Source organism: Ensifer sp. 38_S197, from assembly GCF_056924495.1.
On record NZ_JBXOVZ010000001.1, the window covers coordinates 2,093,675 to 2,113,574 of the forward strand.

Sequence of the window (19,900 nt, forward strand, 5' to 3'; positions counted from 1 at the left end):
CTTGCGCCATGATCCCGGACTATCGATGCATCCGCCGGCGTTGCAGGCTTCTCATGAAACTATTCCATTTTTGAGATGCCGTTTCGCCAGCGATAAAGGTAGGGTGCCCGCGATGAAAAGTCTGTTTCGCGATCGGGTCGATGGGCAACGAAATGATGGGAAAAATGGTAGATATCAATTGCTTACGACTTCGAGATCTTGGCTTCCGCCCGGGCGTCTATGAAACCGGCCCGTTGAATGCCATCACCGATGTCGAGGGCGTCGCGGTCGGCCATGCGACCGTCATCGAAGCGGACCGCATCCGCACTGGCGCGACCGCCATCCTGCCGCATGGCGGCAACCTCTTTCAGGACAAGGTTCCAGCGGCGCTCGCCGTACTCAACGGTTTCGGCAAATTCACCGGGTCCACTCAGGTAGAGGAGCTTGGCGAACTGGAGACGCCGATCGTTCTCACCAACACCCTGGCGACCGGCCGCGCCATCGAGGCGATCAATCGCTGGACGCTGGCGCAACCCGGCAACGACAGGGTCGTATCGCTCAATGCGGTCGTTGGCGAGACCAACGATTCCCGCCTCAATGACATCCGCGCCAGCCGCCCGACGATCGATGAGATCGGTGCAGCCCTTGCGGCCGCCAGGACCGGTGCTGTGGAGGAGGGCGCAGTCGGCGCCGGAACCGGCACCGTGGCTTTCGGCCTCAAGGGCGGTATCGGCACCAGTTCGCGACGCGTCAAGACCGCCGGCGTGGTCTTCACTCTCGGCGTGCTGGTTCAAACGAATTATGGCGGCAGGCTCACCGTTTGCGGCCGTGCCTACGAGGCGCCGGCGGCGCACGACCGGGATGGCTCGATCGTCATCGTGATCGCGACCGACGCGCCGCTCTGCGCACGCAATCTAAAGCGCCTCGCCGCGCGCGCCTTCGGCGGCCTTGCCCGCACCGGGGCGGCGCTCAGCAACGGTTCCGGAGACTATGCGCTTGCCTTCTCCACGGCCCCTGCCGTGCGCCGCACAAGGGCGCGGCGGGCAGCGATCGCGGATTATCCGGACCTTCCGAACGACCTGATGTCGCCGCTCTTCGAGGCAGCGATCGAGGCGAGCGAAGAGGCGATCCTCAATTCGCTCACCATGGCGCGCACGATGCATGGCTTCAACGCCGCGAGCGGCAAGCCAAACACGGTCGAAGCGATCTCGCTCGAGAGGCTTCGCGCCCTCAGTGCGCAGTGATAATTGCGCCATGGATCGCGAGCAGTGCGGCGATCCATTGCTGCACGCCAACCTAATGTTCACGGAGCCCACATGTCCCAGTCGCCCATTCGCACAGTCTATCTCAACGGCGCGTTTCTACCGGAGAGCGAAGCACGCCTCTCGATCTTCGACCGCGGTTTCCTCTTCGGCGATGGCATCTATGAAGTGACCGCCGTGCTCGACCGCAAGCTGATCGACAGTGCGCCGCATATGGCCCGACTGGAACGCTCAGCGCGCGAAATCGGCGTGCCGCTGCCGGTGTCGACCGAGGAAATCGTGGCGATTGAAAAGCGCCTGGTGCGAGACAACGACCTGGTCGAAGGCATCGTCTATCTCCAGCTCACCCGCGGTGCCGAAGACCGGAATTTCCTGTTCTCGGAGGATATCAAGCCGACCCTCGTGCTCTTCACCCAGGAAAAGACGCTGGTGAGCGGCGCCGCGGCGGAGAAGGGGCTTTCGGTCAAGACCGTACTGGACCAGCGCTGGGCGCGCCGCGACATCAAGAGCGTCTGCCTGCTGCCGCAGGTGATCGCCAAGCGCATCGCCAAGGCCGAAGGCTGCGATGAAGCCTGGATGATCGAAGACGGATTCGTGACCGAGGGCGCATCCTCCACTGCCTATATCGTCACCGAGGACAACCGCCTGATCACACGCGGCAACAGCCACGCGACCTTGCCCGGCTGCACCCGGCTTGCCGCCCTGGCGCTGGCCGCCGAACAGGGACTGACGCTCGAAGAGCGCCCCTTCACGCTCGACGAGGCGTTGAACGCCCGCGAAGCCTGCCTGACGAGTGCCTCGAATTTCGTCGCGCCGATTACCCGTATCGACGGCAAGCCTGTCGGCTCCGGTGCACCGGGGCCGATCGTCAAGCGTCTGCGCGAACTCTATCTGGAGCACGCGCGGCGGACGGCGATCTAGATCGTCCTTCCGCGTTTGGACTGCCGCTCAGGTGGCGGCCTCCAGGCTCTGCCAGACGCGGCCGACGATCCGGCGACGGTTCTCCTTGGCGCGATAGAGGCGAATCTCTACGCTGACATCCCAGCGCGGATCGGCGGCACGCACCAGCGAGCCCCTCGCCAGTTCGGCCGTCATCAGGCTCTCGGGAACCCAGGCGATGCCCCATCCGGCCTCGGCCATGGCCTTCAGCCCAACCGACATGCTGCCTTCGTGGACCCGCTCGGAGGTAGGCAACTCCGGGCCTATCAGGTCGTCGAGAAGCTGGCCGAAGAAGGACGATTTCTCGTAGCTCAGATGCGGAAAGGGTTTCGTGCCGCCGTCGAGCGGGTGCATGGGCGCGCCCGTTTCGCTCGCCGCCGAAACGGGAAGGATGCGCTCGTGGCCCAGCACGCGATGTTCGAAGGCCCGCGGGTCCAGCAGGTGTGGAACCTGGGTATGGGCATAGGTGAGCAGGAAGTCGCACTCGCCGTCGACGAGCGAGTTGAGGTTTTCCTCCATGCTGCCGGAGTCCGGGCGAAGTCGCGAGAAGAGCGGCCCGATCCTGGCGTTCACGCGGCTCATCCACTCGGGAAAGAAGGTGAAGGAAAGCGTGTGCAGCGCCGTCAGTTTGATGGTGCGGGCGTCGGAGCCTTCCTCCTGCTGAAGGTTGCGCTTCGCCTGATAGAGCTGCTTCAACGTTTCCTGCGCCACCGGCACGAATTTCACGCCTGCTTCGGTGAGGCGCGACGGATAGGTCGCCCGGTCGACGAGCGTCGCGCCGAGCCAGGCCTCCAGTTGCCGGATGCGACGGCTGAAAGCCGACTGGGTCACGTGACGCTCGTCTGCCGCCTTGGAGAAGTTCAGCGTGCCGGCCAGCGCCAGAAAGTCTTCAAGCCATTTGATTTCCACGACATGCACTCCGGAAGTCCAGTCCGCTCAGCCGGTGCCGGGGACAGGCTTCTTTGCGGCAGCGCCCGCGCGGCATCAAGAAAAATCAAGCGCGACGGCGATATTCGATCATGCGGGCGCGGCTCGACACCAACTCGAGATGATCGGGCGCAAGCAGATGCAGGCAGATGCGTTTGACCCAGGGACCATCGATCAGGGTGAGCAGGAAGCGGCCATTGCCGAGTGCAGTCAGCGCCATGGCGTGGCGGGTAGGGCCGACGCCCATCAAGACGGTGTCGTTCTCGATCGTGAATTCCGCGCCTTCGTCCGAGAGCCAGACGCCGGAGAGCGAGGCCGGCACTGGCTCATGCGTCGCCGCGGGAAGGAAGCGCCTGGCGGCATGGCCGACCTCGCCGACGAGCGCAGGACCATCGCGACGAAGCCGTATCGGCGCCGAGGCGGAGCGGGACGAGACCCAGCCCTCGCCGTCGTCATAAAGCGTCTCGTCGGCATCGAGATAGGTGCAGGTGCTGCCATTGATCTCAATCCACCAGGGGCCGGTCTCCGTTACGTAGAAACCGTCGCCGAGATCGGCCGCGGGAGCCGGTAGGGGGAGACTGGTGAGCGCCGCCATGCCTTCGAGCGCGATCTTGTAGCCGTTGGTGTCTTCGCGGTTGGAAACGACGACGAAGCCGGCGCGGGTCTTGGGATCGAGCAGGAAATAGGTCTTGTAGCCTGGATGCGAGCCGCCGTGGCCGACGAATTCGTGCGCGCCGAGCCAGGACTTGCGCAAGCCCAGACCGTAGCCGGTCGGCCGTCCGTCGGCGAGAAAGCGCGTTGCCTGCAGCTTGTCGAGAAGGCCAGCGAAGCGACCTTCATCGTCAAGCAGGGCCTGGAGCCAGGTGGTGAGCGCTCGCGCGCTGCCCGTCAGGCTGCCTGACGCGGAGATGTGCAGACCGGCGGCGGAAAGCTGCCAGCGTTCCCCCGAAAGCCAATAGCCGGAAACGAGGCCCTTCACCGGGTCGTTCCAGACGTCTGGCGCCTTCAGCGCGACGCGAAGCGGCGTCGCGATCTCGCGCTCAACGAAGTCGTCGAAGCGGAAACCCTTGCGCACGAGCGCGGCTTCGACGAGGCGGTAGCCGGTGTTCGAATAGGAGACCTCGCGGCCAGCATCGAAATTCAGCCGTTCGAGGCGCGAAATGTAATCGAGCAGCGGTCCCGCCTTCGTCTCCGTATAGACCGAGAGGCCGAGCAACGACAGGCATTCGCGGGTGTCCGGCAGCCCGCCGCTCATGTCGAGAGCCTGCCCGACGGTGACTTCGGCAAGCGGTGAACGCAATTCCGGAAGGTGTTGGCCGAGCGGATCATCGAGACCAATGACGTCGGCATGGGTGAGCACCATCGCGGAAAAGACATGCTTGGTGAGGGACGCATAACGCACCACGCTGTCAACCGTGAATGGCGCAAACGTCGCGAGGCTCTCGACGCCGCCCGAATGCGAAAAGCAGATTCCGGATTCGTCGAAACCGATGACGGCGCCGCCCGGCTGATCTTCTGCCCATTGTGCGGTCAGGCGCTTGGCGGTTGCTTCGGCGGCTTGCCAATCCAGCGTTGCCGGCTTCGTCATGTCCATTCTCCATTCCGTTTGCCGGGTGCTCCCGTGCGTATTTTCCGACTAAGCACGACGGCCGCGCTTGCTGCCAATTCCGATTCCGGCAGGGCCTATGCATGGTTTGCATTTGCCCGGCATGCCTGCCGTGCTCTCTAGAGCGGCGTGGTTCGGATGAACACACTAGGGACGCTCTGAGGAAAAGGGGTGCGGTGCCCGCATCCAAAGTCTATGGTCCGTCCGCGACTATCCATGAGTCGCACGCAGGACAACAGGTTGAGAAGGCGATCCAGAATTGGCGATCCAAGCGAAAATTCCGGTCTTTGACGGACATAACGATGTGCTGTCGCGGCTCTGGCGTTCGCCCGGCGGCGCGCCGGAACGCCGCTTTCTCGATGGCGTCGATACAGGGCATATCGACCTTGACAAGGCAGAGGAGGGCGGTCTGGCCGGCGGCCTGTGCGCCGTCTATGTGTCCTCTCCGGGGCTCGCAAAAGACGGTAGCGGCGAGTTTGCGACGCCGGATCAGGCGAGCGCGCTCGAAGCGACGCTCGGCATGGCAAGCCTGTTGATCCGGATCGAGCGCCAGTCCGAGGGACGATTGAAGATCTGCCGGAGTGCGGCGGATATCCGCGGCGCCATGGCGAAGGGCGCGTTTGCGTCGGTGCTGCATATCGAAGGCATCGAGGCTGTCGGCGCCGACCTCGAAGCGCTCTACGTGCTCCATGCCGCCGGCCTGCGCACGCTTGGGCCTGTGTGGAGCCGGCCGAACATCTTCGCCTATGGCGTTCCATTCCGCTTTCCCTCCTCGCCCGATATCGGCCCGGGCCTGACCGAAGCCGGCAGAGATCTGGTGCGCGCCTGCAACGAGCTGAAGATCATGCTCGACCTCTCGCACATGAACGAGCAGGGTTTCTGGGATATCGCCGCATTGTCGCAGGCGCCGCTGGTGGCGTCCCACTCCAACGTGCATGCGCTCTGCCCGCACAGCCGCAATCTGACCGATCGGCAGCTTGACGCAATCAAGGACACCGGCGGTCTCGCCGGCATCAATTTCGGCGTCCTGTTCCTGCGCTCCGATGGCGTCAAGAACCCGGATACGCCGCTGACGCTGCTTGCCGATCACATCGATTACATCGTCAATCGCATTGGCATCGAGCATGTCGCGCTCGGCTCGGACTTCGACGGAACGACGATCCCGGCCGCGATGCGCAGTGCGGCCGACCTGCCCCTGCTTGTCGACCTCTTGCGCGAGCGTGGCTACGACGATGCGGCGCTTGCCAGGATCTGCCATGGCAATTGGATCCGTGTTCTGGAGACGACCTGGGGAGCTTAAAACGCGTCGCGAACTTTCGGTTCGCGCCCCTGCGCTTTTTGATACTTCGCCTGTTGTACAAAACTGCTGCGCGACAGAGTTTAAGTATCCGGCGCCAGCGGCAGCCCCTCCAGCAGAACGGCGATCGCCGCGTCGACGACGGCTGCGCGGCGGTCCCTTGCAAAGAGCCCGTATTGGACCGGAAGCGGCTTCGGCACGCCGGCGGAAGCGGTGAGCACGCGCATCGTACTCGCCCGCACCGCCTCCGGCGGCAGCAATCCGATGCCGAGGCCGTTTTCTATGGCGGCCTGCAGGGCCGTGATGCTCTGGCTCGTAAATGTGATCCGGTGTTCCCGCCCCTTGTCCGCCAGCGTTTCGATCATGCGCCGGCGCCACAGGCAGGGCGCGGCGAAGGCGACGAGATCGATCGGCCGCATCTCATCGAGCGCATAGTCCGTGGCGCAGACCCACTGCAGCTCGACGTTCCAGGTGGTCAGTGCATCGGCGGTCACGACGGAGGTCGGCACGACCATGATATCGAGATCGCCTTCGGGCCAGGACTTCCCGAGTGGGACGCATTGCTCGACAACCACGTCGAGCCGGATTTCCGAATAGCCGCGCCGCAGCCGTCCGAGCGCTTCCGGCAGCGCCGTCGTCGCCACTTCCTCGGCAAGGCCGACGCGCACGCCGCCGCTCAGTTCCGCCTGCCGGAGGCGGGCCGCCGCTTCGTCGCCGAGTGCGAGCATACGGGTCGCGTATCCCAGGAACAGCTCGCCCTCGGGCGTCGGCACGACACCGCGGCCTGTGCGTTGGAACAGCTGGCGGCCGAGCAGGCTTTCGAGCCGGCGCATCTGCATGCTGAGCGCCGATTGGGTGCGGCCGGTCTGGGTGGCGACGCGGTTCAAGCTGCCCTGCCGGCAGACGGCGACATAGGTGCGCAGCAGGTCGATGCCGATCTGATCAGGTATCATGAAGTTTGAACTCTGTTGTCATCGATATCAATCTACAATGGGAACTTCGGGATGGCTATCTATTCGCTGTGATCAGAGAGGAGCGCTTCAAGCGACGTTGCCCGTGACAGCCAGGCCGGCATCCATCGCCGTCTAGGCGCCGTTTGGGTCCCGCCGCCAGCATCCAAGTCAAAGGAAGAAACGCATGAAAGCAATTCGCGTGCACCAGCACGGCGGGCCGGATGTGCTCGCCTATGAAAATGTCGAGATCGGCGAGCCAGGGCCAGGCGAGGTTCGCGTTCGCAACCGCGCGATCGGCGTCAACTTCGTCGACGTCTACCTGCGTCGTGGCTCCTATCCGCCGCCGCGGCTCCCATTCACGCCCGGAAAAGAAGGGGCAGGCGAGGTGATCTCTGTCGGACCTGACGTCCAGGCCTTCAAGCCGGGCGATCGGGTCGCCTATGCCGAGCCGCTCGGCGCCTATGCGGAAGAGCACAATGTGCCTGCCCATGTCCTCGTGCACCTGCCGGAAGATATCGGTTTCGAGACGGGTGCTGCGATGATGCTGAAGGGCCTGACGGCACAATATCTCCTGCGTCGCACCTTCCGGGTCGAGGCCGGTCACACCATCCTCGTCCATGCGGCGGCGGGCGGTGTCGGCCTGATCCTGACACAATGGGCGAAGCATCTTGGCGCAACGGTTATCGGTACGGTCGGCTCAGCGGAAAAGGCTGAGCTCGCGCGGGCAAATGGCGCCGACCACGTAATCGACTATGGCAAGGAAAACTTCGTAGCGCGCGTTCGCGAGATTACGGAAGGCAGGGGCGTCGATGTCGTCTATGACGGCATCGGCAAGGCGACCTTCGAAGGCTCGCTCGACAGCCTGCGGCCGTTCGGTCACTTCGTGAGCTTCGGCGCGGCGTCCGGTCCCATCGCGCCGTTCGACATCACGATACTGGCGATGAAGGGCTCGCTCTACGCCACCTGGCCGCTGTTGCCCACGCATCTGGCGCGCCGCGACGATGTGCTCGCCATGAGCAAGGACCTCTTCGACGTCGTCGCGAGCGGCGCGGTCAAGATCCCCGTCCACGCACGCCTGCCTTTGGCGGAGGCGGCCGAGGCGCACCGCCTGCTCGAAGGACGCCAAACGACGGGCGCGATGGTGCTGCTGCCTGAGCGTGTCAGGGAAGGCTGAGAGCTTGTGTCAGTGACGGGCGCCGATGGCGGCGCCCGCACCGTCGAACAGGGCGGACCGGGCCTCGTCGATCCTGATGCCGACGGCTTCCCCGACCTGGAAAGGCGTGTCGGCCGGCGCGGTGACATTGATCAGGCCCAGCCTGCCGGCACGCACGAAGACGCTCATGTTGCCGCCGAGATACTCACTCGCCTCGACGACGCCGCGGCAATGACCGCTGTCGGGCGCGACCAGCAAGAGGTGTTCGGGGCGAGCTCCCAGTTGCTCGGGCGCGGCCATTCCCGGCATTGCGAGCGCCAGGTGTCCTTCGCCGCTCAGGTCGATCCGGTCGCCGCTGTCGCGTCGGCAGGGCAAGAGGTTCATCTTCGGGCTGCCGATGAACTGCGCAACGAAAAGGTTGGCGGGTTTCTCGTAGAGCTCTCGCGGGCTGCCCTGCTGCATGATCCGCCCATCCTTCATGACGACGATCCGGTCGGCCAGCGTCATCGCTTCCACCTGGTCATGGGTCACGTAGATCATGGTGGCGCCGAGCGTGCGATGCAACTTGGCGATTTCGAGCCGCATATCGACGCGCAACGCCGCATCGAGGTTCGACAGCGGTTCGTCGAAGAGAAAACCGACCGGCTCGCGCACGATCGCCCGCCCGATGGCGACGCGCTGGCGCTGACCGCCGGAGAGTTCCTTCGGGTAACGGTCGAGCAGCGACGTGAGCTTCAGCGTTTCGGCTGCAGTCTCGATCTTGGCCGTTGCGGCCGCAGTCGGCACCTTGGCGAGCTTCAAGCCGAAGCCCATGTTCTGGCGCACGGTCATGTGCGGATAGAGCGCATAGGATTGGAAGACCATGGCGAGCTGGCGATCGACCGGCGAGGCGGCGGTCATGTCCCTGCCGTCGATCAGGATCTCGCCGGCTGTGGTTTCTTCGAGGCCGGCAATCATTCGCAACAGCGTAGACTTTCCGCATCCGGAAGGCCCGACGATGACGACGAATTCGCCGTCGGCAATCTCCAGGTCGAGCTCCCTGATGATCTCCACCGCGCCATAGCGCTTGCCGGCTTTCCTGAGCGAAATCGTACCCATGCGTCTCTCCTGAAAACGTTCAACCCTTGACCGCGCCGGCGGTCATCGAACCGCTGATCTGGCGATACATGACGAGGCCGAGCAGCATCGGCGGCAAGGCGCCGACGATCATCACGGCCGAGGCCACGCCCCATTGCACGCCGCCGCCGCTGGCAGCAAAGAAGAAGGAGGCGCCAACGGTAACCGGCACAGCCTTCGACGTCGTCAGCATCAGACCGAACAGGAATTCGTTCCAGGCGGTGATGAAGCCGAAGATCAGGCTGGTGACGATTGCCGGACGACAAAGCGGCGTCACGACGCGCAATAGGATCTGCGTGCGGCTTGCGCCATCCATTAGCGCCGCCTCGTCGAGTTCGGCAGGCAGATCGCGAATGGCGTTGACGAGAATGACCAGCGCGAGCGGCAGGTTGACGATCGTGAGGATCAGCCCCAGTCCGAGGCGGGTGTCGAGCAACGCCAGCCACTGGAACATCATGTACAGCGGGATCGCGAAGATGATCAGCGGCACGGCGCGCAGATTGACGATGAAGGGTAGCAGCGTGCGCTCGCCGAACTTGCCGCGGGCGATCGCATAGGCCGCCGGCAATGCCAGCGCGACGGCCAGAACGGTTCCCATCAGCGCCACGGCAAGGCTGTTGAACAGATAGAGGAAGATGTTCAACCGATCCGAGACGTGGAAGACGGTCAGGTAGTTTTCAAGCGTTGGCGCCTGAACCCAGAGGCCGGGATTGCCGGAGAGTTCGCGTGGACTCTTGAACGAGGTCGAAAGCGTCACCAGGACCGGGAAATTCAGGGCGATGGCGGCGACGGCGAAGACAATCCAGCGCAGTGCGGCGATCATCGTTTGGCTCCTTTCCGTCTGCTCGCAAGGGCATTGAGGCCATAGAGCGCCGCAAAGGAGGCGGCGAACAGGATGACCGAGGCGGCGACGGCCTTGCCGATCGCACCCTGCTTGAAGAAGGCCTCATAGATGTAGATCGACAGCGACGCCGTCGATCCGCCAGGGCCGCTGCCGGTCAGCACGTAGACATTGTCGAAGACCCGAAAGCCGTCGATGAAACGGATGAGCAGGGCGGCGGCGATGGTCGGGCCCATCATCGGCAGTTCGATGTACCACAGGCGCTGCAGGCTCTTGGCCCCGTCCATGGCGGAGGCTTCGGCAATTTCCGACGGGATCGCCTGGTAGGCCATGTAGAAGAGCAACAGCGTAAATGGCGTCCATTGCAGCGTCTCGACGACGACCAGCGTCCAGAAGGCGGAGCCGGGACCGAGAAAAGAGACGCTGGCGCCAAAATAGGTCCAGAGATAATAGGGCACCGGTCCGACGAATTCGTGCAGGACGAGACGATACATCAGCCCGACCAGCGCTGGCGCGACCATCAGCGGCAGCATCAGGATCGCCATCAGCCAACTCCGCCGTTCGATAAGTGGCGACAGGAATATCGCCAGAAACAGGCCGAGCAGACATTCGAGGGCGGCGGTCAGCAGTCCGAAACGGAGCGAGAACCAGCTCGCCTGCCAAAAGGCGCCATCGCTCCAGACCGCCAGGAAGTTCTTAAGCCCGGTGAACGCCGGCTGGCGAAGGGTCTCGAAGGAAACCTCGGAGACCGAATAGATCAGATTGACGACCGCCGGGAACCCCAGGAAGACGAGCAGGAAGAGGATCAGCGGCGTGGCGAGCAGCCGGAACTCTGGGGCGTAGGATTGTGGTCTGGCTATCGTCATCACGCTGATCTGTGTCTGTTGTCGGGGCGTGGATGAGGGCGGACGGCGCGCGCCCTCATCGGTGGCAACCATGCGATACGGCCCGAACCGGACCACCGCGACGTCGCCGGTTTCCGGTTGTGGCACCCGAAGCGATGCCACAACCGGCCCGGTTTACTTCAGCAGTTCCGCCATGCCCTTCTCGGCATTGGCGAGCGCATCGTCGAGCGATTGCTGGCCGGACCAGTAGCCGGTGAACTCCTTGGCCTGCAGTTCGTAGACTGACAGTGCCTTGGCCGAGGTGCCACCGTTCATGACGTAGCCGTACTTGCCGGCGAATTCGCCGAGCTTGACCAGATCCGGCCTGGTGTCTGCGACCTCGGCCACCACTTCCGGAGTGAGTGCCGGTGCGCCATTGTTCTTGGCGTAGATCAGCGCGGCTTCCTTCGAGGACAGCCACTTCAGGAACTTCGCGGCGCCCTCCTTGTTTTCGGCATTCTTGTTGAGACCGAAGCCGAGGCCGTGGATATGGGTGAAGCGACCCTCGGGTCCGGCGGGCGGCGCCACCGTATCGGTGACGTCGGCAACAGCAGGAGATTTCTCCTTGCTCGTCAGATCGCCGGCCGCCGCGTTCCATTGCAACATGGCCGCCACCTGGCCGGATGCGAAGGCGGCGTTGGCTTCGGCAAACTCGTAGGACAGCGAGTCCTTCGGCGTTGCGCCATTGTCATAGAGGAGCTTGTAGATTTCGAGGCCCTTGCGGTAGGCGTCGGAGTTGACGGTTACCTTGCCGCTGTCGTCCAGCCAGTTCGCGCCATAGGCACGCGGTATCGACTGCCAGACCATGATGTTGAACAGCAGGTTCTTGAGCTGCAGCACCGTGCCGTAGCGAGTCGGGCTGTCCGGATTGATCGCTTGCGAGAAATAGAGCGCGGTGGCGGCGTAGTCGTCCCATGTCCATTCATCAGGCGTCTTCGGCTCGAGCTTCTTGCCGAGATATTTCTCCGAGATCTCGGCATATTTCGCCTTGGCGGCGTCGTCTTTCAGCAGGGCATCGATCAGATCCTTGCGGAAATACATGAAGTGCAGCGAGAGATCGGTCGGAACGCCATATTGCTTGCCCTGATACTGCATGGTCGACAGCACGGAGCCGCCATAGACCGCCTTGGCTTCGCTCGAGAGTTCCACCGGCTCCATGAACGGCGCGTAGCGACCGATCGAATAGGTGGCGAGCAGGTTGAGATCGAAGGCCTTCGAGCCGGCCGCGAGATCGGCCTGCAGCTTGTCCCAGAAACCGTCGCGGTTGAAGAACAGAAGTTCGACCTTGTCGCCCTCGGCAACGTCGGACTTGGCATTATAGGCGTCGGCGGCGGCGCGCAGCGCCACTTCCTCCGGGCCGCCCGGCCAGCCGAGGACCGTCACTTCGGCAAGGGCTGGGTTGGTCGCCAGCAGGCCCGCAATGCACGCTGCCGTCAACAGCGCCTTTTTCCTCATCGTCGCAAATGTCATCTTTGGTTCTCCCTCAAGTTTTGTTGATGCTCTGCAAGATCAGCAATGCCGATCACCCCTGCATTCTCCCCAAGGGCGGCGGCATGTAGCGATGGTCGAAGTCGGGGCGGCACTGGTTCCAGCGCGCGCTCCACGGCGGCGAGATAGCCCTCGGCCAAGCCGATGCTGCCGCCGATCACGATGCGCCTCGGGTCCAGTGCGAGCTGGATGTTGCGGCAAAGCAGAGCCGTGCGCTCTGCCGATGTCTCGATGATGCGCTGTGCCCAGGCGTGTTGATCGCGGGCGGCAAAGACATCCCGCGCCGTGGCACCAGATTGGTGGGGGGCTGCCTCCTTGGCGATCCAGTGGCCGGAGACGCGATCTTCGAGGGTCTCATCAGGCCATTCGGCGCTGCGCGATTGTCCGAAATGCCCGGCAAGCCCCTTGAGCAGGCGGCCGTTCAGCACGATGCCACCACCGATACCTGTGGAGATCGTCAGGAATACCATGTCTTCCCGGTTTCCCGCGCCAAAGGCGTATTCACCCCAGGCCGCCGCCTGGGCGTCGTTTGCGGCGAGCACGGGCACGCCAGCAAGCTGCTCGATCGTCTTCGTCAGTGGAAAGCGATCGGGTATGTCGAGCGTCTTACGATTGAGCGCCGACCAGTGACCGTCATCGACAATGCCTGAGACCGCGGCGCCGACATGGCCGTAGGTACCGCGCCAAGAGGCGATCGCGCCAAAAAGTGCGGCGAGCCATTGCGCCGGATCGCCTTCGCGTGGGGTCGGCATCCGTCGTGTATCGACGATCTCTGTTCCCCGAACGAGGGCTGCCAGCATCTTCGTGCCGCCAAGGTCGATCGCAAGGACGGTTTGGGCGCTTGCCATTTTCAGGCCTCGCTTCCGGCAAGCGTTTGATCGAGCGCCTGCCTGAACCACGACGTCACGTGTTCGGGCCGCGTGATGGCGGAGCCGACAACGACGGTGAAGGCGCCGGCTTGAAGCGCCTGGGCCGCCTGTTCGGGCGTACGCACGCATCCTTCGGCGACCACGTGCGGGGTCAGCTTGCGCATGGCGGCGATGAGCGGCAAGTCCGGTTCGGTAGGCTCGACCGGACCCGTATAACCGGCAAGGGTCGAGCCGACGATGTCGGCGCCTTCGGCCAAGGCGCGCTCGGCGTCGGCAATGACAGAGCAATCGGCCATGGCGATCTTGCCGGCGGCGTGGATGCGCTCGACCAATGCCTTGGTCGCAACCGGTCGCTCACGCGCGGTCGCGTCATAGGCGATGATATCGGCGCCAGCGGCGGCTAGAGCATCCACGTCCTCCAAGAGCGGTGTGATGCGTACGGGCGAGGTTTCCAGGTCGCGCTTGACGAGGCCGATGATCGGGCGATTGGTCGCTTGGCGCACGGCGCGGACATAGTCGGCGGATTCGATGCGGAGACCGAGCGCGCCGCCGTCGAGCGCCGCCAGGGCGAAGCCGACGACCATGGCTGCATTGTCCATGACGCCGCCCTTCACCGGTTGGCAGGAAACGATCAAACCGTGCTTGAGGCTATGAATGTCGAAGGTCACGCAGGCTCTCCCCAATGGAGGCCTCACGGTAGCAGTGTAAGACCAGATTGCAACAGGAATTATACTGGTATTATCGCATCAGCTCGATGACGAAATCGTAGACGTCACCCCGATATTTGGTTTGAGTGAATTCGACGATCTGACCGTCGGCCAGGAAGCAGCGTCGCTCCATGACGAGCAGGCTCGTGCCCTCGGGCGTCGCGAGCAGCCGCCGTTCCTCATCGCTTGCGGGTTTCGCCTGCATGCGCTGAAGCGCCCGGACGGGCAGGGCGCTATGGGCGGCGAGATATTCGTAGAGGGAAGCGCCGATCGCGTCGGGGTCCGGCACGAAGCGGGCCGGAAGCGACGCCGTCTCGATCGCGATCGGGGTGTCGTTGGCGGTTCTGAGACGCCGGAGCCGAACAATCTTCTCTCCGGCTGGAATGCCGAGCGCCATCATTTCGGCGGGCGATGGCCGGCTGATTTCGCGCGAAATCCAGATGCAGCCGGGTTCCAGGCCGCGGGAGCGCATGTCTTCGGAGAAACTCGTCATTGTCGCGAGCGACTTCTCGACACGAGAGGAAACCACCGTTTTGGCTCCCTGCCGACGGTCGAGCAGGCCATCGGCGACGAGGCCCTCGATCGCCTTGCGCACTGTCACGCGCGAGATCGACAGCCCCTCGCTCAAGTCCCGTTCGCTGGGAATGACCGCGCCACGCCGAAGCGTGGAGGCATTGATCGCCTGCTTGATCGCCTCTTCCAGGCGACGGTAGAGAGGCTCGCCGCTGTCGCCGGACATCGCGCGTGCAAGAAAGTCCAGGGTTGCCTGATCGCTCATGAGGATCACCTTTTCGAGATGAGTCCTTATGCAAAATTTTTCTTCGGTTTTAAACTGGTATTATCATCGGACGTCATCCGGGCGCCCCAATCCGTTGTCTGTGCGCCGGATTGAACGGCGAGCACTGCGGCGCAGTCGCGTCTTCGGCGGAGAGCTGCCTTCGATCTCACTCAGTTTTCTTGGCTGCCCTCGCTCTTCCCAGAGGCATTCCACCGGTTTTCTGCGCGGGTCACCGCAAGGCTGTCGGTCGGGTTGCCTGACGGATCGCCGTCGCCGAAGACATCCATGGTGCACGTGTGCAGGATTGTGGTCGGCTCGCCGGTGTGGTTCCACATCGTGTGGGTGCGGACCGATGGAAAATGCGCGGAATCGCCGGCCTCCAACACCATGCGCTCGCCGTCCACCTCCAGCGTCAAGGCGCCCTGGAGGATGAAGAAGATCTCTTCGCCCTCGTGCGACATCGGTTCGCTGCGGTGTCCCGGTGGTTCGTGAATGATGGTGCTTCTGAGCACATTGCCGGGGAAGGATGCGGAGAGCCGCTCATAGGAGACGGCCTTGCCGCTTTCTCCGCCGAGACCATAGACCGGTCGGTGTTCGCGACGGGTGAAGGGCGTCGCGACCTTCGGCGGGTTGAGGAAGCTGCCGGCCTCGACCTTCAGCGTCCGGCACACGGCGATCAGCGAAGTCAGGGAGGGAACGGTGATGCCGCGCTCGATCTGCGAGATGAAGCCGACAGAAAATCCCGCCTCGTCGGCGACCTCCTGAAGCGTCATCTTCAGCGCCTTGCGCCGTTGGCGCAGGCGATCGCCGAGCGACGGCGCCTCTGCCCCGCCGGTAGGTGCGCCGCTGGCATGGTCCGTCGTCACTGTCTGTCCCCTTCTCGTCTCCCCTCAAGCTAGGGCGCAGCCCGAATTCCTGTCAATCGATTTTAGATATCCTAAAAATCTTCGACCGCGGCAGAAGGCCAGAAACGGCAAAGGGGCAGGCTCCTGGCGGGTGGTTGCCGAGAGTGAGAGCAGAGGCCTCCCAAGTCTGCTCGTGGTTCTTCCGGTCGTAGGCCGGATCGCGCGATCTACGCGGGCGGTGGATTAAGGCCTCGGTCTTGGCTCCTCGCCGCTCTGGCCGATCAAGCACCTGATCGACGCGGGCAAGGTCGATCTCGTGCTCGAAGACTTCGAACCCGCTCCCGTTTTTCGCCCGCCGCCTGACCTTGATCTCTGAAGGCGTCTACTTCGCGAACTTTTTGGCGCCGGCGACGCAGAACACGATCGCGCCCGTGGTCGCGAGCATGCCCCAACTTACGGCCTCACCCAGGAGCGTCGCCGCAAGCGCCAGGCCGAAGAACGGCTGCAGCAATTGCAACTGGCCGACGCCGGCGACGCCGCCAAGCGCGAGGCCGCGATACCAGAAGACGAAGCCGACGAGCATGCTGAAGACCGATACATAGGCAAGCCCCGTCCAGGCGGCGTGATTAATTGTCGAGAAGGAGGCCGGCATGGTGAAAAACGTGAGCGCGAGCATGATGGGCAGCGACAGTACCAGCGCCCAGCAGATCACCTGCCAGCCGCCGAGCTTGCGCGAAAGGCTGGCACCTTCGGCATAGCCGAGGCCGCAGACGATGATGGCGCCGAGCATCAAGAGGTCACCGACGGGAGATGCGGCGAAGCCCTGCATCAGCGCAAAGCCGACGACTGCCGCACTTCCGAGGGAAGAAAACAGCCAGAAGGCCGGGCGCGGCCGCTCGCCGGCGCGCAGCACGCCGAAGATGGCGGTTGCCAGCGGCAGCAGTCCGACGAAGACGATCAGATGCGCCGAGGTGACATGCTGCAGCGCCAGGGCGGTCAACAGCGGGAAGCCGAGAACGACGCCGAAGGCGACGATTGCGAGCGAAACGAGATCGGCCCGCGCCGGGCGCGACTGGCGGAAGACGACAAGCAGCGCAAGTCCGAGCAGGCCGGCGATCGCCGCGCGCGCCACCGTCAGAAACACCGGATCGAAATCCATCACTGCGACGCGTGTCGCCGGAAGAGATCCGCTGAAGATTAATACCCCGAGAAAACCGCTCACCCAACCGTCTGCCGTCTTGTCCATAATAGGCTCCTTTTTCGCCTGTATCGGTCGGGCGGGCTGGTCTCGCCAGAGACAATACGGTACAGTTTTTCCAAACTGTAATGGACGCTCAGGCAGTACGGATGACGGTGCAAGAACTCGGTCTCGGCAGCGAGACTTTGCTCGAAGGCGTGATGGCGACGATCCGGCAGCGGATCTCGGCGCGCGTTCTGACGCCGGGGGCGAAGATACCGTCGATCCGCGCCTTCGCCAAGACCATGCGCGTTTCCAAGTCCACCGTCGTTGAAGCCTATGAGCGGCTTGTGGCCGAAGGGATCATTCGCTCGAAGCCCGGCGCCGGCTTCTTTGTCTCGGCGCCCCTGGCGCCGCTGTCTTTGGCGGAGATCGGCCCGCGGCTCGACCGCGCCGTCGATCCGCTCTGGGTATCCCGCCAGGCGCTGGAAACCGGCGACACCGTGCTGAAGCCGGGCTGCGGCTGGTTGCCGCCGAGCTGGATGCCGGAGGCGGCCCTACGCCGCGCGCTCAAGTCCGCGGCCCGGCTGGAGGCGAGCGGTTTGACCGACTATGGAACGCCGCTTGGCCATCGGCCGCTGCGCCAGCTTCTGGTGCGGCGTCTCGGTGAGCATGGCGTCGAGGCGTCACCCGATCAGATCATCCTGACGGAATCGGGGACGCAGGCGATCGACCTTCTCTGCCGCTTCCTGCTCGAGCCGGGCGATACGGTCGTGGTCGACGACCCCTGCTATTTCAATTTTCATGCCTTGCTGCGCGCTCATCGGGCAGAGGTGGTCAGCGTTCCCTATACGCCCACGGGCCCCGACCTCGAACGATTTGCCGAAGTGCTGGCGGCGCATCGGCCGCGGCTCTACATCACCAATTCTGCACTTCATAACCCAACCAGCGCAACGCTCTCGCCCGTTGCCGCGCATCGCCTGCTCAAGCTTGCCGAGCAGGCGGGGCTGACGATCGTCGAGGATGATATCTTTGCCGACTTCGAACATGTGCCGGCCCCGCGGCTCGCCGCCTTCGACGGGCTTGATCGCGTGGTGCAGATCGGCAGCTTTTCCAAGACCCTCTCTGCCTCGATGCGCTGCGGTTTCATCGCCGCGCCGCGAGACTGGATCGAAGGGCTCACCGACCTGAAGATCGCCACGACCTTTGGCGGGCCGAGCCTTGCGGCGGAACTCGTTTTTTCGGTGCTCAAGGACGGCAGCTATCGCAAGCATATGGAGGCGCTGCGCCAGCGCTTAGCGCGGGCGATGAGTGAGACGGCGGCACGGCTCGGTGATATCGGCATCACGCCATGGATCGAGCCGCAGGCCGGCATGTTTCTCTGGTGCCGCTTGCCGGAGGGTATCGATGCGGCCGAGGTGGCGCAAAAGGCGTTGCTTGAGGAGATTGTGCTCGCGCCCGGCAATGTTTTCAGCCATGCCGGCACGGCCAACGGCTTCCTGCGCTTTAATGTCTCTCAATGCGATGACGAGCGGCTTTTCAAGGTACTGCCTTCGATCATGTTCCAATGCAGAGGTGCGCGAGTGGGCTGAGCGGGTCGGCCTGCTAACGGTAATTGCACTTTTTAAAGGCAATCGCCAGCGATCCGCGGGGAAGGGTGGTTGTTCTCAGCCTTGCCGATTTGCTTTGCTGCGGAGTCGAGCAGCTTTCGCCTATTTTTTGTGCATTCCGCTTCTTCCTTGCGCTATTACATCGGCTCGCTGGCGTTGGCCCGTGCCGATAATGGCGATTTCCCCTGGATTCTCGGCGTTGAGTCCGAGTTGGCACGATTAATGCTTCTTAACAGGCATCGGTCGTCGGGCAAGCCGTTCTGGATTGCCCAGCCGCTTCGGAACCCAGCCATTCCTGGCGTCAAGTGAGAGAACGAAATGACAAAGTTTAAGCTCGAATACATCTGGCTCGACGGTTACAAGCCTACCCCGAACCTGCGCGGCAAGACCCTTATCAAGGAATTCGACGCTTTCCCGACGCTTGAACAGCTTCCCTTCTGGGGCTTCGACGGCTCGTCCACGATGCAGGCCGAAGGCAGCAGCTCTGACTGCGTGCTGAAGCCGGTTGCCGTCCATCCGGACCCGGAGCGCAAGAACGGCGTGCTCGTTCTCTGCGAAGTCATGATGCCCGATGGCAAGACACCGCATCCGTCCAACACCCGCGCGTCGATCCTCGACGACGAAGGCGCATGGTTCGGTTTCGAGCAGGAGTATTTCTTCTATCAGAACGGCCGCCCGCTCGGTTTCCCGGAAGCTGGCTTCCCCGCGCCTCAGGGCCCCTATTACTGCGGCGTCGGCTTCAGCAATGTCGGCGATGTCGCCCGCAAGATCGTCGAAGAGCACCTCGACATTTGCCTGGCTGCCGGCATCAACCATGAAGGCATCAATGCGGAAGTCGCCAAGGGCCAGTGGGAATTCCAGGTGTTCGGCAAGGGCTCGCGCAAGGCCGCCGACGAAATCTGGCTCGCCCGCTACCTGCTACAGCGCCTGACCGAGAAGTACGGCATCGACGTCGAATACCACTGCAAGCCGCTCGGCGACACCGACTGGAACGGCTCGGGCATGCACGCCAACTTCTCGACCGCCTACATGCGCGAAGTCGGCGGCAAGGATTACTTCGAAAACCTGATGGCCGCCTTCGCCGAAGCCCGCGCCGACCATATCGCGGTTTACGGCCCGGACAACCATATGCGCCTCACCGGCAAGCACGAAACCGCCTCGATCCACCAGTTCAGCTACGGCGTGGCTGACCGCGGCGCTTCGATCCGCGTTCCGCACAGCTTCGTCAACAACGACTACAAGGGCTATCTGGAAGACCGCCGCCCGAACTCCAAGGGCGACCCCTACCAGATCGCATCGCAGATCCTGAAGACAATCGCAACCGTTCCGACCGGCGTCGAAAATCGCGAAGCCGCCTGATTCTCGGGCCCGGCGCACACGAGGACGCCGGGCCAAAATCAGGCGGGGTTGCGCTTTTCGCAACCGACAAAAAACGCTCCGCAGTTCAAGTTGCGGGGCGTTTTTTGTTG

At 63.5% G+C, this 19,900-nt stretch carries 17 protein-coding genes and 1 pseudogene; 7 read left to right on the forward strand and 11 right to left on the reverse strand.

Features of this window, described 5'->3' with window-relative positions; translation table 11 throughout:
- Nucleotides 1-164: 164 nt before the first annotated feature.
- Both AC1Z3V_RS09680 and AC1Z3V_RS09685 read left to right on the forward strand, forming a co-directional pair.
- Nucleotides 165-1,223: a P1 family peptidase gene (locus AC1Z3V_RS09680; protein ID WP_483498504.1), complete on the forward strand. Its 1,059-nt coding sequence runs from the start codon at nucleotides 165-167 to the stop codon at nucleotides 1,221-1,223.
- A gap of 72 nt (nucleotides 1,224-1,295) precedes the next feature.
- Nucleotides 1,296-2,162 (forward strand): D-amino-acid transaminase, encoded by an 867-nt coding sequence (locus tag AC1Z3V_RS09685; protein ID WP_483498505.1) that lies wholly within the window; start codon nucleotides 1,296-1,298, stop codon nucleotides 2,160-2,162.
- A gap of 27 nt (nucleotides 2,163-2,189) precedes the next feature.
- Here the strand turns inward: AC1Z3V_RS09685 and AC1Z3V_RS09690 are convergent, their stop codons facing one another.
- Both AC1Z3V_RS09690 and AC1Z3V_RS09695 read right to left on the reverse strand, forming a co-directional pair.
- Complete coding sequence (locus AC1Z3V_RS09690) at nucleotides 2,190-3,089, reverse strand: LysR family transcriptional regulator (protein WP_483498506.1); 900 nt, start codon at nucleotides 3,087-3,089, stop codon at nucleotides 2,190-2,192.
- Nucleotides 3,090-3,174: 85 nt separating this feature from the next.
- Nucleotides 3,175-4,695 (reverse strand): serine hydrolase domain-containing protein, encoded by a 1,521-nt coding sequence (locus AC1Z3V_RS09695; protein ID WP_483498507.1) that lies wholly within the window; start codon nucleotides 4,693-4,695, stop codon nucleotides 3,175-3,177.
- 277 nt (nucleotides 4,696-4,972) lie between these two features.
- On the opposite strand from AC1Z3V_RS09695, the gene AC1Z3V_RS09700 reads away from it, so the two are divergent.
- Nucleotides 4,973-6,013 (forward strand): dipeptidase, encoded by a 1,041-nt coding sequence (locus tag AC1Z3V_RS09700; RefSeq protein WP_483498508.1) that lies wholly within the window; start codon nucleotides 4,973-4,975, stop codon nucleotides 6,011-6,013.
- Between the two features lie 80 nt (nucleotides 6,014-6,093).
- Here the strand turns inward: AC1Z3V_RS09700 and AC1Z3V_RS09705 are convergent, their stop codons facing one another.
- Nucleotides 6,094-6,963 carry a LysR substrate-binding domain-containing protein gene (locus AC1Z3V_RS09705; RefSeq protein ID WP_483498509.1) on the reverse strand — a complete coding sequence of 290 codons (870 nt, stop codon included), beginning with the start codon at nucleotides 6,961-6,963 and terminating at the stop codon, nucleotides 6,094-6,096.
- A gap of 184 nt (nucleotides 6,964-7,147) precedes the next feature.
- On the opposite strand from AC1Z3V_RS09705, the gene AC1Z3V_RS09710 reads away from it, so the two are divergent.
- Nucleotides 7,148-8,137, forward strand: coding sequence for a quinone oxidoreductase family protein (locus AC1Z3V_RS09710; RefSeq protein WP_483498510.1), 990 nt, complete (start codon nucleotides 7,148-7,150; stop codon nucleotides 8,135-8,137).
- A gap of 9 nt (nucleotides 8,138-8,146) precedes the next feature.
- On the opposite strand, the gene AC1Z3V_RS09715 is transcribed toward AC1Z3V_RS09710, so the two are convergent.
- The 8 genes and pseudogenes from AC1Z3V_RS09715 to AC1Z3V_RS09750 form a co-directional block, all read right to left on the reverse strand.
- Nucleotides 8,147-9,214 carry an ABC transporter ATP-binding protein gene (locus AC1Z3V_RS09715; RefSeq protein ID WP_483498511.1) on the reverse strand — a complete coding sequence of 356 codons (1,068 nt, stop codon included), beginning with the start codon at nucleotides 9,212-9,214 and terminating at the stop codon, nucleotides 8,147-8,149.
- Nucleotides 9,215-9,233: 19 nt separating this feature from the next.
- Nucleotides 9,234-10,055, reverse strand: coding sequence for a carbohydrate ABC transporter permease (locus AC1Z3V_RS09720; RefSeq protein WP_483498512.1), 822 nt, complete (start codon nucleotides 10,053-10,055; stop codon nucleotides 9,234-9,236).
- The gene (locus AC1Z3V_RS09725) at nucleotides 10,052-10,939 is read right to left on the reverse strand and encodes a carbohydrate ABC transporter permease (RefSeq protein WP_483498513.1); all 888 of its coding nucleotides are present in this window, start codon (nucleotides 10,937-10,939) and stop codon (nucleotides 10,052-10,054) included. The genes AC1Z3V_RS09720 and AC1Z3V_RS09725 overlap by 4 nt, the downstream gene beginning before the upstream one ends.
- A gap of 153 nt (nucleotides 10,940-11,092) precedes the next feature.
- On the reverse strand, nucleotides 11,093-12,427 hold the full coding sequence (locus tag AC1Z3V_RS09730; RefSeq protein ID WP_483498514.1) for an extracellular solute-binding protein: 1,335 nt from the start codon (nucleotides 12,425-12,427) through the stop codon (nucleotides 11,093-11,095).
- A pseudogene (locus AC1Z3V_RS09735) lies at nucleotides 12,424-13,913 on the reverse strand (putative N-acetylmannosamine-6-phosphate 2-epimerase). Before AC1Z3V_RS09735 ends, AC1Z3V_RS09730 begins: the two are co-directional and overlap by 4 nt.
- Nucleotides 13,914-14,052: 139 nt before the next feature.
- On the reverse strand, nucleotides 14,053-14,799 hold the full coding sequence (locus AC1Z3V_RS09740) for a GntR family transcriptional regulator (protein WP_483498515.1): 747 nt from the start codon (nucleotides 14,797-14,799) through the stop codon (nucleotides 14,053-14,055).
- Between the two features lie 170 nt (nucleotides 14,800-14,969).
- Nucleotides 14,970-15,665: a helix-turn-helix domain-containing protein gene (locus tag AC1Z3V_RS09745; RefSeq protein WP_483498516.1), complete on the reverse strand. Its 696-nt coding sequence runs from the start codon at nucleotides 15,663-15,665 to the stop codon at nucleotides 14,970-14,972.
- A gap of 361 nt (nucleotides 15,666-16,026) precedes the next feature.
- Nucleotides 16,027-16,890, reverse strand: coding sequence for a DMT family transporter (locus AC1Z3V_RS09750; RefSeq protein ID WP_483498517.1), 864 nt, complete (start codon nucleotides 16,888-16,890; stop codon nucleotides 16,027-16,029).
- Nucleotides 16,891-16,970: 80 nt separating this feature from the next.
- Here AC1Z3V_RS09750 and AC1Z3V_RS09755 point away from each other — a divergent pair, with 80 nt between their 5' ends.
- From AC1Z3V_RS09755 to AC1Z3V_RS09765, 3 genes are all read left to right on the forward strand, one after another.
- Nucleotides 16,971-18,413, forward strand: a complete 1,443-nt coding sequence (locus AC1Z3V_RS09755; protein ID WP_483498518.1) for an aminotransferase-like domain-containing protein — start codon at nucleotides 16,971-16,973, stop codon at nucleotides 18,411-18,413.
- A 69-nt stretch (nucleotides 18,414-18,482) separates the two neighbouring features.
- Nucleotides 18,483-18,740 carry a hypothetical protein gene (locus AC1Z3V_RS09760; protein ID WP_483498519.1) on the forward strand — a complete coding sequence of 86 codons (258 nt, stop codon included), beginning with the start codon at nucleotides 18,483-18,485 and terminating at the stop codon, nucleotides 18,738-18,740.
- 9 nt (nucleotides 18,741-18,749) lie between these two features.
- Nucleotides 18,750-19,790, forward strand: a complete 1,041-nt coding sequence (locus tag AC1Z3V_RS09765) for a glutamine synthetase beta-grasp domain-containing protein (RefSeq protein ID WP_429818266.1) — start codon at nucleotides 18,750-18,752, stop codon at nucleotides 19,788-19,790.
- The last annotated feature ends 110 nt before the right edge of the window (nucleotides 19,791-19,900 follow it).